The 13,768-nt window shown below is 53.2% G+C and carries 15 protein-coding genes; 3 read left to right on the forward strand and 12 right to left on the reverse strand.

The window, feature by feature from the left end; all coding sequences use genetic code 11:
• Positions 1 to 472: 472 nt before the first annotated feature.
• The 3 genes from AB1J88_RS05820 to AB1J88_RS05830 form a co-directional block, all read right to left on the reverse strand.
• On the reverse strand, positions 473 to 1,582 hold the full coding sequence (locus AB1J88_RS05820) for a D-alanyl-D-alanine carboxypeptidase family protein (RefSeq protein WP_123725530.1): 1,110 nt from the start codon (positions 1,580 to 1,582) through the stop codon (positions 473 to 475).
• Between the two features lie 200 nt (positions 1,583 to 1,782).
• Entirely contained in the window at positions 1,783 to 3,180 is a 1,398-nt protein-coding gene (locus AB1J88_RS05825) for a sensor histidine kinase (protein ID WP_123725529.1), read from the reverse strand.
• Positions 3,158 to 3,835: a response regulator transcription factor gene (locus AB1J88_RS05830; protein WP_123725528.1), complete on the reverse strand. Its 678-nt coding sequence runs from the start codon at positions 3,833 to 3,835 to the stop codon at positions 3,158 to 3,160. Before AB1J88_RS05830 ends, AB1J88_RS05825 begins: the two co-directional genes overlap by 23 nt.
• Positions 3,836 to 4,047: 212 nt before the next feature.
• Between AB1J88_RS05830 and AB1J88_RS05835 the strand changes: the two genes are divergently transcribed.
• Entirely contained in the window at positions 4,048 to 4,833 is a 786-nt protein-coding gene (locus tag AB1J88_RS05835) for a substrate-binding domain-containing protein (protein WP_123725527.1), read from the forward strand.
• Positions 4,834 to 5,055: 222 nt separating this feature from the next.
• Here the strand turns inward: AB1J88_RS05835 and AB1J88_RS05840 are convergent, their stop codons facing one another.
• The gene (locus AB1J88_RS05840) at positions 5,056 to 5,919 is read right to left on the reverse strand and encodes an ATP-dependent nuclease (RefSeq protein WP_430290492.1); all 864 of its coding nucleotides are present in this window, start codon (positions 5,917 to 5,919) and stop codon (positions 5,056 to 5,058) included.
• Positions 5,920 to 6,250: 331 nt separating this feature from the next.
• Positions 6,251 to 6,661 carry an ATP-dependent nuclease gene (locus AB1J88_RS05845; protein WP_259744920.1) on the reverse strand — a complete coding sequence of 137 codons (411 nt, stop codon included), beginning with the start codon at positions 6,659 to 6,661 and terminating at the stop codon, positions 6,251 to 6,253.
• 390 nt (positions 6,662 to 7,051) lie between these two features.
• Here AB1J88_RS05845 and AB1J88_RS05850 point away from each other — a divergent pair, with 390 nt between their 5' ends.
• Positions 7,052 to 7,966 carry an SGNH/GDSL hydrolase family protein gene (locus AB1J88_RS05850; RefSeq protein WP_430290493.1) on the forward strand — a complete coding sequence of 305 codons (915 nt, stop codon included), beginning with the start codon at positions 7,052 to 7,054 and terminating at the stop codon, positions 7,964 to 7,966.
• A 369-nt stretch (positions 7,967 to 8,335) separates the two neighbouring features.
• Here AB1J88_RS05850 and AB1J88_RS05855 read toward each other — a convergent pair whose 3' ends face one another.
• Both AB1J88_RS05855 and AB1J88_RS05860 read right to left on the reverse strand, forming a co-directional pair.
• The gene (locus AB1J88_RS05855; RefSeq protein ID WP_430290494.1) at positions 8,336 to 9,766 is read right to left on the reverse strand and encodes an IS1182 family transposase; all 1,431 of its coding nucleotides are present in this window, start codon (positions 9,764 to 9,766) and stop codon (positions 8,336 to 8,338) included.
• Between the two features lie 142 nt (positions 9,767 to 9,908).
• On the reverse strand, positions 9,909 to 10,127 hold the full coding sequence (locus AB1J88_RS05860; protein WP_430290495.1) for a hypothetical protein: 219 nt from the start codon (positions 10,125 to 10,127) through the stop codon (positions 9,909 to 9,911).
• Between the two features lie 831 nt (positions 10,128 to 10,958).
• Between AB1J88_RS05860 and AB1J88_RS05865 the strand changes: the two genes are divergently transcribed.
• Entirely contained in the window at positions 10,959 to 11,399 is a 441-nt protein-coding gene (locus tag AB1J88_RS05865) for a hypothetical protein (protein WP_047294767.1), read from the forward strand.
• 152 nt (positions 11,400 to 11,551) lie between these two features.
• Here AB1J88_RS05865 and AB1J88_RS05870 read toward each other — a convergent pair whose 3' ends face one another.
• The 5 genes from AB1J88_RS05870 to AB1J88_RS05890 all read right to left on the reverse strand — a co-directional run bounded on the left by AB1J88_RS05870 (position 11,552) and on the right by AB1J88_RS05890 (position 13,594).
• Positions 11,552 to 11,713 (reverse strand): hypothetical protein, encoded by a 162-nt coding sequence (locus AB1J88_RS05870; RefSeq protein WP_174376922.1) that lies wholly within the window; start codon positions 11,711 to 11,713, stop codon positions 11,552 to 11,554.
• A gap of 200 nt (positions 11,714 to 11,913) precedes the next feature.
• Positions 11,914 to 12,420 (reverse strand): peptide-methionine (S)-S-oxide reductase MsrA, encoded by a 507-nt coding sequence (gene msrA, locus AB1J88_RS05875; protein ID WP_041064515.1) that lies wholly within the window; start codon positions 12,418 to 12,420, stop codon positions 11,914 to 11,916.
• A gap of 198 nt (positions 12,421 to 12,618) precedes the next feature.
• Complete coding sequence (locus AB1J88_RS05880) at positions 12,619 to 12,903, reverse strand: hypothetical protein (RefSeq protein WP_430290496.1); 285 nt, start codon at positions 12,901 to 12,903, stop codon at positions 12,619 to 12,621.
• 107 nt (positions 12,904 to 13,010) lie between these two features.
• Complete coding sequence (locus AB1J88_RS05885; protein WP_007964939.1) at positions 13,011 to 13,241, reverse strand: hypothetical protein; 231 nt, start codon at positions 13,239 to 13,241, stop codon at positions 13,011 to 13,013.
• A 122-nt stretch (positions 13,242 to 13,363) separates the two neighbouring features.
• Entirely contained in the window at positions 13,364 to 13,594 is a 231-nt protein-coding gene (locus AB1J88_RS05890; protein ID WP_041064505.1) for a hypothetical protein, read from the reverse strand.
• Between the last annotated feature and the right edge of the window lie 174 nt (positions 13,595 to 13,768).

Raw genomic sequence — 13,768 nt, forward strand, 5'->3', positions numbered from 1 at the left:
TGTGTGCCATGACTGCGTTAGGAGCGCTCACGTTCCTGAGGGTAGACGACATCTAGTAAGTTTTGACCATAGACTCATATGAAATTTTGTCCGTGATTTCAGCCTAGGGTAAAGCCTTGCGCAGAATGACAGAAACAGGAAGCCCGGCGCGTTGCCGGGCTTTTTGTATTTCGGATGGGGGCTGATCCCTCAGCAAATTCGAGTGTAGTTCAGTCAGATCTATGGTGCAGCTAACACGTTCTCTTAGGTAGTTATCAGATATGAATGGCATGGAAGCGACAACCCATTGAGCATTCTCCCTTTGTGATGGCTGACATTTCGAGCCGACGCTAAAGCGTAATTGCGGCAAATGTCCTTGGGTATCGAGGCTGGTGACTCAACTGGATGGTTTCGCCCCTGTCACGTCAGATCAGTGGGAATCATTTGAGGTTGTCAGTGAGGTGAATCACGGCTGGATATCATCCATCCAGATTCAGGCCTTTACCTCTCCCTTGTCGTCCTTCACATCAAACAATCCTGCAAAAAAAAGATGGAATGCATCCCAGGTTCGCGTCCACCAACCACCTGCTTCTCCGGCTTCTAATGCGATGAGAGAGCGTGTCACAAGTTTATTCTCGCCGTCATACAACTCGTAGCTTCCGACTATGTCACCGACGGCAATAGGAGCTTCCAGTGCGTTATTGATGTGAAGGCGGCTTTCCACCTTGCGATTACTATTCTTGGGCATCGTCAATGTCACATCATCGAGCAACCCAACAGAAATTACGTTTTTCTCGCCTTTCCACAGTCGTGGTTGAGCTAACACCTGCCCGCCTTTCTGATAGGTCTTCGTCTCAAAAAAGCGGAAGCCGTAGTTCAGGATTTGTTGAGCATCTTCTGCACGATTGTTCGTCGTGGTCGAGCCAAATACCGCACTGATAAGACGCCGCCCATCACGAAGAGCAGAGGTTACCATGCAGTAGCCGGCCTCTTCGGTGTGGCCAGTTTTGAGTCCGTCAACACTGGGGTCGCGCCAGAGGAGAAGATTGCGATTGGGTTGGCGAATGTTGTTCCAGGTGAAATATTTGTGCGCGTATAGCGGGTAGTAAGCGGACTCATCATTGATAATTGCACGCGCAAGCCGGGCCATATCATGAGCAGAGGAGTAGTGCCCAGGTGCCGGCAAGCCTGTAGGGTTCATGAAGTGAGTGTCAGTCAGCCCAAGTTTATTTGCAGTGACATTCATCAAACCGGCAAATGCATCTTCGCTACCCGCTATGTGCTCCGACAGTGCCACACTGGCGTCGTTGCCAGAGTCGATAACCACGCCACGGAGCAGGTCATGCACAGGGACAACGGCACCAGGATCAAGAAACATCCTGGAACCACCGGTTCTCCATGCGTTTTCACTGACGGTAACCGGATCGTCGACCTTGAGGCGTCCCGCCTGTATCTCATTGGTAGCCACATACACCGTCATCAACTTAGTTAAGCTAGCTGGCGGCAAATGCATATCAGCGTTTTGACTGCTAATAATCGAGCCTGTCGCGGCATCCATCAGTACCCAGGATTTCGCGCTCAGTTGCGGTGGTGCTGGGATCATCGCTCGGGCAGTTGGAGAGGTAGGACTTGGGGTGGGTATTGGAACCGCCCAAACTGGTGTCAGAAAAGAACACGCAAGAGTGAGTGTAAGCCGCAATTTAGAGTGTTTCACAAGCGCCAGCCTTGGATTCGCAGAAAGACGCGCCAAGCTAGATGATGAGCTTAGAGGGCTCAAATTAACCCGGATTAATATAAATTTAATTAGCCGTTGGAGACGACCTCGGGCAATGGACAAATAATCGAGACTGAGGCTCCACTACCACGCGGCGACTCTTGGATATGCAGTACAAACCCGTGCAACCGAACAATTGCCGACACCAGAGAAAGCCCCAGTCCATGCCCAGGTTGCTGACGGGTGGTGTCTCCGCGATAAAGCCTGCGGATCACGCTGTCACGCTCTGCCTCGGGTATTCCAGGGCCGCTGTCCGAAACCTCTATATTGAACGAGTTATGCGTCAGAGAGCCGGTCAAGTGAATCACACCGCCCTTGGGGGTGAACTTGATAGCGTTATCTAAAAGATTAACCAGCGCCTCGAACAGAAGAGAAACATCACCAGATAACTTTGGAAGGTCTTCAGAGAGGTCGAGGAGTAGCGTCAGTCCTTGCTCTTGTGCCAAGGGCAAAAAAAACTCGTGCGCTTGCGTCAGCAGCGATGCTGGTTGGAACGATTCAAAACCTGATCTTCTCCTTGTATCTTCAAGTTCAGATATTCGCAGCAGCCCTTGGAAGCGCAACATGATGGATTCGCTTTCTTCCAGCGCCATGTTCAATGTTTCTGCATGAGCGCTATCCAGGGGTAACTGCTGTAGCTGGTCAAGATGGGCGCGCAGGCGAGTCAGGGGAGTACGTAGATCGTGCGCAATACCGTCACACGCCCCCTTCACTTCATGCATAAGCTGCTCTATATGCTCGAGCATGACGTTGACAGCATTGGCCAACATGTCGAGCTCATCGCGGCGTGGAGACAGCGGCAGGCGTTCACCGAGATTGCCCGATACGATACTTTCGGTGCAGCTTTGAAGTCGCTGCACTCTGCGTAAGGGCCTTCGCCTCAAGAGCCACCAACCGATCAACCCAGGGATAAGGGTAAGAGAAAACCCCCAAATTAATGCCTGCTCGATGATGCCGCCGACTGCGGAGATAGATCCTCCATCACGCGACAGGATCAAAATTCGACCATCACGCCGATGTTGCATTAGCGCATGGCTGCTTCGGGTTTGCTCGCGTGGCAATGCGATGCTCAAACCTCGCTCCAGATAATGTACCTGGCCATCATCTGGGAGACTTGCTCGTAACCGGAGAAGGTCACCGGCGATATGTGTGCCGTCAGCTTTGAACAAACCGTAGGCGTCGATCCCTGAAGTCGAATACACCTCACTGGCAGCCAGTTCATCCTCTAGGCTGGCATCATCGATTTTTTGATAATAGTGGGCGCGTTGCATCAATGTCCGCTCGGCAACAGCCCCGAGATAGGTTGAGATTTTCCAATAAAGCACCCCCGTAAAAACGGCTCCCCAAGCGATAAAAAACAAGGCGTAAAGCCCGAGAAGGCGACTATTGGAAGAACGCCAGCGCTCACTCCTGGGAAGCAAGTACATAACCAGAACCACGAATTGTTTGAATAACAGGGGAACCGCTCCCCTCGATTTTTTTCCGCAGCCGACCGATATGAACATCAATAATGTTCGTGCCAGGATCGAAGTGATATCCCCAAACCGCCTGAAAAAGCATGGTTCTAGTGACCAACTGACCCGCGTTGCGCATGAAATAAGTGAGCAGTTTGAATTCGGTTGGGAGAAGCGGAATGTGCACATTCGAACGACTGAGTGAGTGTTCAATGAGATCGATATGGAGGTTGCCAAAGCTCAAATGACGCTCACTTTCACCTGCGGTTGGGCGCCTCAGCAGCACCTCCACCCTGGCGATCATTTCAACCGTAGAGAACGGTTTGGTCAGGTAGTCATCGCCCCCCGAACGAAGCCCTTTTACCCGCTCATCGACATCAGACAATGCGCTGATCATCAAGACTGGCTTCAGAATGCCAAGGCTTCTCAACGTGCTTACTATCGTCAAACCATCAAAATCAGGCAGCATTCGGTCAAGCGTTATCACATCATGGTCGCCAGAAATAGCCGCTGACAATCCATCACGACCGTTAGCCGCCCACTGAACATCGAATCCATGGGAGGTAAGCGTGTTAACAATAGCCTTGGCTGTAACCTCATCGTCATCTATTACTAGCGCGCGATTCATTTTTTACTCCACACAACGATTGCAAACCTAAGACTCAAGCAGGCTCCAAGCGCCGTAGATCTCAAGATGGATGCAGCCTAGGTAGGGTGCAACGGACGGTAAACTAAATTTTTCTTAACTCTCCTTAATTTCGACATTGCTTGAAATGTGACTATTTTTTTGCGCCTTCACTGCTAAACCTCATTTCTACGCTGGATTCAGGATACTCCGTCATGACGAAGACCTTACTGAGGCTCGCATTGGCCTGCTTGTTGTTCTTGGCAGATGGCATCGAGGCACAGGATGCGACCTCTACCAAAACGCTTACCCTATTTGTGTCTGGAGGCTTCATCGCAGCGATTCAATCCTTAGCTCCCGTATATGAAAAAGAGACAGGATTCAGCTTGGTCATCAAAGAGTCTCCACCTACCGGGAATACCCCAATTGCAATCACTAATCGGCTCTTGCGCGGTGAAAAAGCGGATATCGTAATCATAGAGGATTGGGAGCTTCGAAATTTGATGGATCAGGGGCAGCTGCAAAAAACGAGTCGAATTGATCTTGGCAAGTCGTTCATTGCAATGGCCGTCCAAAAAGGTGCAAAAAAGCCCGATATAGGCAACATGAAAGCCTTCAAAAAAACGCTACTCAGTGCCAAATCCTTGGCTCTATCGGATACGCCCAGCGGAACATACCTGTCTCGCATTCTCTTCCCTCAAATGCACATTTCAGAAAGCTTGAGGATCAAGACGCGGACGATTTCCGCCGAACCCGTCGGAGAAGCAGTCGCTCGTAGCGAAGCAGAGATAGGCTTCCAACAACTGAGTGAATTGATGCACACGGAAGGTATTGATGTGATCGGGCTTATTCCAGATCAGGTGCAGAAAATGACGATGTATTCTGCAGCTATCTCTACTGGTGGCGTACAGCAAGAGGAGGCTGCAGCGCTGTTGAAATTCCTGAGTTCAAAGGCCGCTAGTACTGCCATCAAGGTAAGTGGATTAATACCCGTGCGATGAGTTTTCGTAACCGTCTGGCCAATACACCTTCCCGAGCCGTATCCTCAGGAGACCATCAGGAAGTTATGTTGCCCCGAAGGCTACTCATGGACTCGTCTTTTGGCGACCTGATCGACAGGACGACGTATATCGGAATGAACCAGGTTGCACCCCCGACCTTCCAGTTGGCACGGTTTCTAGAATCTCTACCACCTGCGTTTTCTCGGAGTAGACAACAAGGTTTCATCGCTGAATTAGGATAGAGTTACCGGTAGGAAAATCGGGAAGGCAGCATGACAAGGAACATTTATAGCCCCAGCGTTGATGGCCAGATCGCTTACTAGCATAGCTGCGGAGTGCGACCTCAGACACGCCATACAACACAAGGTTTTCGAAGCCCTTAGTCGCGGATTCATAGGTATGATCGACCGAGGCCGTGAGGGTTGCGAGCGCCTCCTGTGATTGCTTGTCGAACACCGCGAACACGATCTTGCCGAGAGACCGGAAGAATGTACCCAGAGGAGCGACATTGGTCTCGCCGCGAGCATCGACGATAGCCACTCCAAGGTTTTCGAGAGATTTGAATCGCGTGGGATCCAGCTCGGCGAGCCGGCGGGCGGCGGCAGGCAATGCGTCGAACTCCGTACGGCCCTCAAGCACAAGTACGTAGCGGGCAAGTAGAGCTTCGCAGAACCGAGCTTTAAACTCTGTGCGATAAGCCTTGGGCTTGCTGCTGGTGGGTATGTTGCAGATAACACCGGCCGTGCGCTTGAGAACCACCACCTGGGCAGGATCGAACTCCTCCAGCACGTAGGGTGAGTGGGAGGTGAAGATGGCCTGTGCCGACTTCTGGCGTAGCGAATTGATAATTCGTTTCTGGGTGTGCGGCGGAAGCGCGATCTCTGGCTCTTCCATCGCGAAGATCACGCTTTGCTTGAGTTCGGCGATGATAGACAGCAGAGCCAATACCAGCGTGTTAATAGTGCCAGTGCCTTGGTGCTGATATGGGGCGGAATAGACGGAGCCGTCCGGCCTTTTCGCTCCAGTGCCCATGAAGACAGTCAGGGTTCGACGGAGCATGTCGCGGGCGAGGTCCGAAACCCGCATGTGGGGTTGCTCTGCCCAGTCGGATGGTACGTAGTGCCGTACTGCCCCTGGACTGCGATAAGTAACTTGCCGATATCCTCGGTCTCTCCAACTGGCAATGCCCTCAGTTGGTCGAGCACGTCTTCCCACATTGCCAGTCGTGTCTCCTTCAGCCGAAGGATTACGTCCAACAAAGAGCCTCGCTCTAGGCTGAGTGCGCGGACGCCAATTCGTAGGGTGCGAAGATAGAGAAAACCGCACTTTCGTTTGTCGGGCGCAGAGAACCGCAGGTAGGAACCATCCGGCATTTCGGGAATGGCGTAAAAGGTATCCCCAGCGAAGTCGTCCTCTTCTACGTCATACCAGCCGTTGAAGAAGACGCGTATTGCTGCGCCAACATGGGGGGCGTCCGTTCCCTCTGGCGGTGCCCCCACAGCAATGTCTTGGCCTGTGAATCCCACCACTCGATATGGTCGCGGAAATGCCGCAGCTGCTCATCGGAGAGTCCAGCGACTATAACCTCGATCTGGATCGGGACGACCTCGTTCTTGGCCGGATCTACGTACATACCTGCGTAGAAATCGTGCTCATCAACTACAGGACGACGACTCAGGCGCTCTGGGCCAAGTACCAGGTCTACCGCTTCCAGCAATGTGGACTTGCCGGCGTTGTTGTCACCAATAAAAGCAGTGTGTCCATTGAGATGGACCTCACCGTAGGCGATGCCTCTGAAGTTCTGGACGCGAACACGCACAAGATGCACTTCGACACTCCTTGTCTAGCGGAACCCAATCTACTGATTTTAGTCCCTCATGGTAGGTGCGATTCGACTGTATCGCCCTTGAGAGCACCTTCGGGTCGATTCGCGTATCGCGCGCGCAACCAAGGGCCGCTATTGGCTGTGGATTCAACCGGTCAGGAGCAACAACTATCGAGCAACTGCTGCCGCATCAGTGAATGCCTGCCCGATCGGTGCAAGGTGTATTTGCTGGCCGCTTTATCCTTAGACTGCACCTGTCGTTGCTGGACTCAACCGATTCCTATCTGTCGCGAACAGGACCTTCATTACGCACTCGGCTAAACAAAGGTCGCAACAGTGACAAGTGAAAACGTTGCCGCCGGTAGTCTGAGGTTACAACCTGGGAGACTATCAATGACTCGACTCGCCTGCTTAGCTGCTCTTTTGGCACTGACTGCATCAACCGCCTTTGGTGCCCCAAGCTACAATCATCTCTATGCTTTCGGTGACAGCTACTCTGACAATGGTGCGGGTGAAACCTTCACTAGAACTTTAGCCATGCAGAAGATTAGAGATGCACAGGAGCTGCCCGGCTCGTTGTATTGGAAGGGGCGCTGGAGCAATGGCCCCACCGCCGTCGAGAACTTGGCTCGCGTCTTGAAAACACCCTTGACCGATTACGCGATTGGCGGTGCCAAGAGCGGCAACGGCAACTACTATGCTTGGATGGAGCCATCTCGCGACACTGGCGTTTTCGGCCAAATTGCCGATCATCTAAAAGCCGCTAAAAAACACAAAGCGGATCCGAATTCGCTCTATTTTATTTTCATCTCAGCCAACGACTTTTTTGAATGGGCCGACTTCTCGCATCCAGAATCGATTGAAGTGCTAAGCCAGAAAAGCGTGGCGAATATACAGAGGAGCACCGAGGCGCTGATTGCAGAAGGTGCGATGCACTTAATGGTCGTGGGGACCACGGATTTGAGTCACGTTCCAGCTGTGGTGCAGGGCAATCAAGTCAAGAGTGCAATAACATACCAGCAGATACTCGAACAAAAACTGCCAGCCGTGCTGACAGCATTGGCTAATGCCCATCATGTCAGTATTAGTTACTTTGACTACCTGGCCTTCAGCAACAAACTTCGTGCGGCACCCGATGTTGCGGGGTTGAAGGATTTGGATACTCCTTGCCAAACCACCTATCCGGACGTCAAGCCCGTGTGTCAAAACCCAGATGCCCATTACTACTGGGATGAATGGCACCCGACCCGCAAAATCCACACCCTGGCTGCCGAGGCGATGCTTGAAGTGCTAAAAGCTAGCCGTTGAGGTTCTCTGTCAGGGCATAGTTAGTGAGCGCGCTCAGGGCTGTGCACGCAAATCATTATCAAGGCAGTTACGCGGACATTGTCGCCCTTATCTTAGGGATCAAGCAGGTGTGTCCGCCGGACGATTACTTTAGTCGTGTTACATCGATCGGTTGAAGTCACTGTCAGTTGCTGCACCTCGTGACAGACGGCAACCGGCTATGACTGCTAATGGCCCAGAGTGTGTAAAAACGCTAGATCCCGTATCGATCTTCAAGGCTGAGCGACTGTGCCGCTTAGTAGCCTGATCAAGGCACGATGTCCCGTACTGATGAGCTAACCGCCCCAGCAACGCGCCAGATCATCGGGACACGTAAAAACAGGCCGGTTTTTAGGCTGTTAGCGCCTTCATCAAGTGATGGGTACCGATGATTTTCATGACCCGTTTCAAGTTGTAGGCGAGCACATTCGAGCTCATCTCCGCACTCACCTCGGCCAGCTTTCGCGTCAGGAAGTGCGTCGCACCCATCCATTGCTTGAGCGTCCCGAAGGGATGCTCAACCGTCCGTTTTCGGACTCGCATCATCTCCGGCGCTTTGCTCAGCCGAAGCTGCATTTCCTCCAATACGGCTTCATGCTCCCAGCGTCGAACTCGTCGTTCCGTGCTCGGAGTGCATTGCGATTTCAACGCGCAGCCCTGGCATTTCGAACTCCAGTAACGATGCAACTTCAGGCCTTTTTCAACGTAGGAGTAGTGCCAGATCAGCGCCTCGCCAGCTGGACAAATGTATTCGTTTTTTGCCGCGTCATAGATGAAGGCATCGTTATTGAAACGCCCGTCAGCCTTGGCTCCAGAGGTCATAGGCTTGGGCACGTAGGCGGTGATACCTGCATCGTGACAAGCGAGGATTTGTTCGCTTTTGAAGCAACCTCGGTCAGCCACTACCGACAACGTATCTGACGCCATCGCCTCGCGGGCTTGTTTGGCCATCGAGCTGAGTTGAACGCGGTCGGAACCGACGTTGGTCACCTCGTGCGCAACGATCAAATGGTGCTGGGTATCGACCGCCGTCTGCACGTTGTAACCGACGATTCCCGTGCCGCGCGTCATCATGGAACGGGCGTCTGGATCGGTCAGTGAGACCTGTTTATCGGGCGACTCATTGAGCTGGATTTCGATCGCCTGAAGCTCTTTCATTTGAGTTTTGAGCTCGGCGATTTTCTCTTCCAGGCGCACGGCTTTGGGCTCAGAGACTGTGGGTTCTTGCCGATCGGCAGCATCGAGTGCCGCCAGATAACGGTTGATACTCGATTCAATTTCTTCCATTCGCCGCTTCAGTTTGGCGCTGGTGAAATTGCGGTCGCGATTGTTGACGGCTTTGAATTTACTGCCGTCGATGGCGACCAGATTTTCTCCAAACAATCCCAACTGCTGACAGAGCACGACGAACTGGCGACAAACGCCTCGGACGGCCTTGCTGTTGTCTTTTCGGAAGTTGGCAATGGTCTTGAAATCGGGCATCAAACGGCCGGTCAGCCACATCAGCTCGATGTTGCGTTGGGCTTCTCGTTCCAGCCGTCGGCTCGACTGAAAGCGGTTGAGATAGCCGTAGATATAGATCTTCAGCAGGATCGCCGGGTGGTAAGCAGGACGGCTTGTGTCAGCGGGAATAGCGCCGTCAAAACCCAGACTGACCAGGTCGAGTTCCTCGACGAAAACGTCGACTACACGCACTGGATTGGTATCGCTGACGTAATCGTCGAAGCTCTCGGGAAGCAAGGTGCCTTGGCCTCGATGTTCACCTTGGATAAAGCGCTTCATGGGCGATCCCTGCGATGAAATCCTCAGAAATCATAGCAAGGGTTCGCAAAAGCGTTTACACACTCTGGGCCAATGCAGTCTCTTATGAGAGGCGACTATCGACCCAGGGCTGACCCTGCTCTCGCGAAACGCGGGGTCGAAGTTATCTGATTTGGAACAGGCGGGAGATCGCGGTTATGGCCTTGTCTCCGTCAGTTTCATAGAGACTGAAAAGGCGCGTTTGGTCGCACAGACGATGAAGCCGAAAATGGTTATAGAACGCTTGGCCTAAGCGCTGATTATCGAATGCTCCGCGTTCCCAAAGAGTTAAAAACTCTTGATACGCAACGCGCTCAATTTCCAGTCTCGGCATGCTTTCCATATACACATCCATTTATGTCAGCGATGACCGAATCCTACTGACGCCGGACAGATGCGGCAATGCGCGTTTGGGGGGCGATTTTTAAGCATCCGAGCTGGCTTTGGAGTTTTTACACACTCTGGGCCGATAGCTGCCTTTGACGCCTGCTACATGGAATTCCAGCTTATGTTCACTCGGCCCCCACACCTGGACCAGGCGTGGGGGCTTTGTTGCGGCCACGGCAACCAGTCATCCCGATGCTGGTCTGTCATTCCTTGGCTGTCTGGCTACTGACGTGCATCTGAGTTCTCTTAAAATGCGTGATCCTGCAGCCCAATTTCTTTCCGCAATTTATTTTTAGGGTGCTGGTTTTGCTGTCTTAAAACGGAGAGAAAATTTCTGTGATGCGGAAAAAAACTGAACGTAAGCTATTGAATTAAGGGTAAAAAATTGTGGACTTAAAATCCCCCGCTCGTAAGGGCGTGCCGGTTCGATTCCGGCTTCGGGCACCATCTAAAATCAAGGGTTTGCGGGCGAAAGCTGATGCAGACCCTTGTTTGTTTTCAGGGCACCATTTTTAAATGGCTCGTCGTCAATTCTTCCATGTCCTCTTCTTCCTGTTTGCAAAGACCGTTTGTCACTTCTTGATGCAATCAATCCTGCGAGCGTCTACGTTTGTTGCTTGGTCGAAGATATCAAAAGTTATTGAGTGAACATTTGAGCTTGACCCGATGGCGTTGATATCAGGATGGATCTTGATCAAGGCGCGGTGCATCGTTCAGGCGATGGGCATTCAGCCCCCCAGTCTGTCACGCCAAACCCGCCATTTTTGACGTGTTAAGGAGAACACCGATGGCAATCAATCAAGTGCACGCAGCAACCGATAAAACCGCTCTCGTCGAAGCCGAGGTGTACCGTTGGTACAATCTCTTCTTTCCGTGGTCGCGCGGTATGTCTTCCCGGTCGGAAGGCGCCATCAAACCCCTGTACGACGCATTGGCGAATGACTTTCGTGTGGTACTCACTGATGGACAGATCATGAGTCGAGCGGATTATTGGGAGCGACTTTGGGGTTTGTACGGCGAGCGTGCTGGAAGCCCTGAATCGCACATCACTAACCTCTCGATCACAGCGCTTCCAGGGGACTGCTTCCTGGCCGTTTTCGACCTTGTCAAAGACGGCATCACCAAGAAGAAAGTCGATTCGGCGCTTATGCGCCTCGACCAGACCTCGCCATCCGGAATTTCATGGGTTTACGTGCATGAAAGCGAGCACGAAAGGGCTCTTGCGTAAGTCACTTGAGTTCTACTCTTGTGGCCGAAAAGCCTGCATGTTTTAACGTTGGCGAACAATCAGGCCCAGCCCCGTGCTGGGCTTTTTTGTATCTGCTGTTCAGTCAGAAAACAACAAGTCCAGGCATGCCCGGGCCGGTTTAGGGAATACATTCAGCGCGAATCAACCTCTTTTGCAGCCTGGGCGTTTAATCGTTCCTTGCGCCTGCGCAGCCAGCTGAAGAATGCATGTACCGGGTGCAAAAACGCAGCCAGTACGCACAGCAGCATGATGGTGAAAATGGCAATCAGTGGAATGCTTTCGTGCGAGAACATGGTGGGGTACTCCTGTAGGCACTATGTTGGAACCCGCAGGCTAGACGCTTAGAGCCAGGCTTGCGATGAACGTATGTTCATCCTCGGGCGCTTGAACTGTGCTACGGAGGGCTCACCAAAATGATCAATTCCAGAGGTGCGCAAGCGCCGGCCTCAGCTGAGGCCAGCGCCTTGCGTGGAGTGATTACGCAGATGTGTTTTCAGCTGCGTTTCGGCAGCTTCCAGTTCGGGCGGATGAAATGGCAGGTGTAACCATTCGGTATCCGCTCCAGATAGTCCTGGTGCTCGGGTTCCGCTTCCCAGAAGGGGCCCGCCGGTTCGATTTCAGTGACCACGCGCCCCGGCCACAGCCCGGATGCATCGACGTCGGCAGCGGTGTCTTCAGCAATGTCGCGTTGCTGTTCGTTAAGGTAGTAAATCGCCGAGCGATAACTGGGGCCGAGATCGTTGCCTTGTCGGTTGGGTGTGCTGGGATCGTGGATCTGGAAAAAGAACTCAAGGATTTGCCGGTAGCTGATCACGGCAGGGTCGAAGACGATTTCGATGGCCTCGGCGTGGTTGCCGTGGTTGCGGTACGTGGCATTCGGTACATCGCCACCGCTGTAGCCGACTCGCGTCTGCAGTACGCCGGGATAGCGTCGCAGCAGGTCCTGCATGCCCCAGAAGCAGCCCCCGGCGAGAATCGCGGTTTCGGTCTTTCCGGTCATGATCTTTTTGCCTCTCGGTGACTGTGGATACGGATCTGGTTATGAGGGCGCGTTGGCTATTTGCAAGCTTGACTCAGGGTGAAGGGCTGCTCGAAATCATCAATGCCCTGACGATAAGGCCAGAGCATTGATGGTTTCGAGCGGTGAACTCGTGGTAATTCGCGCTGAGTGATGGACGAAAACCAAGACATCAAGCGGTTACACAAACGCTTGCCCGAAAAAGCCCCGTGGCAGGCGTTGCGGACCCGCCAGAGCGGTCAAGCGTGCGATCCATTCCGAACGCCAGTTCGATGCACCGTGGTCAGCCTTGGTGTGGCGCGCTGCACGCCGAGCAGCATTGCGCTGGGTTTTGCGCGCATTTTTGTAGGCATCGGTGTTGCGGCAGCTGCGGCATTTGACGCGATTGAGTTCCTGGCTCGAGGCAAGGTTGCTGCCCTTGTGACCACAAGCCAGGTGCCCGTCTACTTTGAAATGGATAACCATGGATCAGTCTCCTGGTGACGTGTACAGGTTATGACCTCCCACGACTGCGGGTGTTCGCCGGGTCGGCCAGGCGGTACGCGTTGAGACTGTCGTTTATTGCCATCCGGTCATCTGAAACGAGGCAGTGGCCGCTCGACAGGTTGCAGCGAAGACAGGGTGCTGCGAATCAGCGGCGTATCTTTTTCGATGTCGTTCAGGCGATCACGTATGCGCAGGGCGGTCGGATGGCCGCCTTGATGATCGACCCAGTCGGCAATTTCCTTGCAGGCCGCAGCCAGGCGCGCCTGACGGGAGTCAAGCAGGGTGAGGAGGGTGGTGATGGACTCTTTTTCGGACATGGAGCACCTCCGTTCAGACAAACCGTTGAGAGGCAGCAAAAAGCCCGCAGGCTGCGAGCTCTCTGCCGTTGGGGCGCTGGTCCGTCAGCTGCTATGAGTATAGACCCCGCCTGTCAATTGCATCAGCCGGCCGATTGTCGCGCCGGTCGCGGCGAGCTGGCCGCATTGAGCCTTTGGCATTCGCGCCGGGCATCTTCTTCAAGATCATAGCCGTCACCGATGAAGCCTCCGGTTCGGGTGTCATTGATCCGAAACCAGCTGCTGGATTCGGCAGGTTCATGCTGACTTTCCCCGGCGCGACGGCCGTGAATGATGATCTTGTTGCAGCGCTTCACGACAAAGATGTCTTCCATGGCGTCACCACAGCAAATAGGTGTCAGATCAACTATAGAAGCCTTGGCCGATCGTGCAAAAAATAGCCAGTCAGTTCGTCGGTTGCAGCCGCCACTCTGTGGCGTGCCGATCCAGGCGATGCGTCTGCTTCAACGCCTGTAGAAACTCAGGATCGTGGGAAACCGCGATTGATT

The sequence above is a fragment of the Pseudomonas sp. S8 genome (assembly GCF_050473925.1).
Classification (GTDB): domain Bacteria; phylum Pseudomonadota; class Gammaproteobacteria; order Pseudomonadales; family Pseudomonadaceae; genus Aquipseudomonas; species Aquipseudomonas parakoreensis.

Coding starts and splice junctions, on each gene's coding strand:
- AB1J88_RS05820 (WP_123725530.1), bottom strand. CDS start 1,582: ATGATCCCAGCACCACCGCAACTGAGCGCGAAATCCTGGGTACTGATG.
- AB1J88_RS05825 (WP_123725529.1), bottom strand. CDS start 3,180: ATGTACTTGCTTCCCAGGAGTGAGCGCTGGCGTTCTTCCAATAGTCGC.
- AB1J88_RS05830 (WP_123725528.1), bottom strand. CDS start 3,835: ATGAATCGCGCGCTAGTAATAGATGACGATGAGGTTACAGCCAAGGCT.
- AB1J88_RS05835 (WP_123725527.1), top strand. CDS start 4,048: ATGACGAAGACCTTACTGAGGCTCGCATTGGCCTGCTTGTTGTTCTTG.
- AB1J88_RS05840 (WP_430290492.1), bottom strand. CDS start 5,919: ATGCGGGTTTCGGACCTCGCCCGCGACATGCTCCGTCGAACCCTGACT.
- AB1J88_RS05850 (WP_430290493.1), top strand. CDS start 7,052: ATGACTCGACTCGCCTGCTTAGCTGCTCTTTTGGCACTGACTGCATCA.
- AB1J88_RS05855 (WP_430290494.1), bottom strand. CDS start 9,766: ATGAAGCGCTTTATCCAAGGTGAACATCGAGGCCAAGGCACCTTGCTT.
- AB1J88_RS05860 (WP_430290495.1), bottom strand. CDS start 10,127: ATGGAAAGCATGCCGAGACTGGAAATTGAGCGCGTTGCGTATCAAGAG.
- AB1J88_RS05865 (WP_047294767.1), top strand. CDS start 10,959: ATGGCAATCAATCAAGTGCACGCAGCAACCGATAAAACCGCTCTCGTC.
- AB1J88_RS05870 (WP_174376922.1), bottom strand. CDS start 11,713: ATGTTCTCGCACGAAAGCATTCCACTGATTGCCATTTTCACCATCATG.
- msrA (WP_041064515.1), bottom strand. CDS start 12,420: ATGACCGGAAAGACCGAAACCGCGATTCTCGCCGGGGGCTGCTTCTGG.
- AB1J88_RS05880 (WP_430290496.1), bottom strand. CDS start 12,903: ATGGTTATCCATTTCAAAGTAGACGGGCACCTGGCTTGTGGTCACAAG.
- AB1J88_RS05885 (WP_007964939.1), bottom strand. CDS start 13,241: ATGTCCGAAAAAGAGTCCATCACCACCCTCCTCACCCTGCTTGACTCC.
- AB1J88_RS05890 (WP_041064505.1), bottom strand. CDS start 13,594: ATGGAAGACATCTTTGTCGTGAAGCGCTGCAACAAGATCATCATTCAC.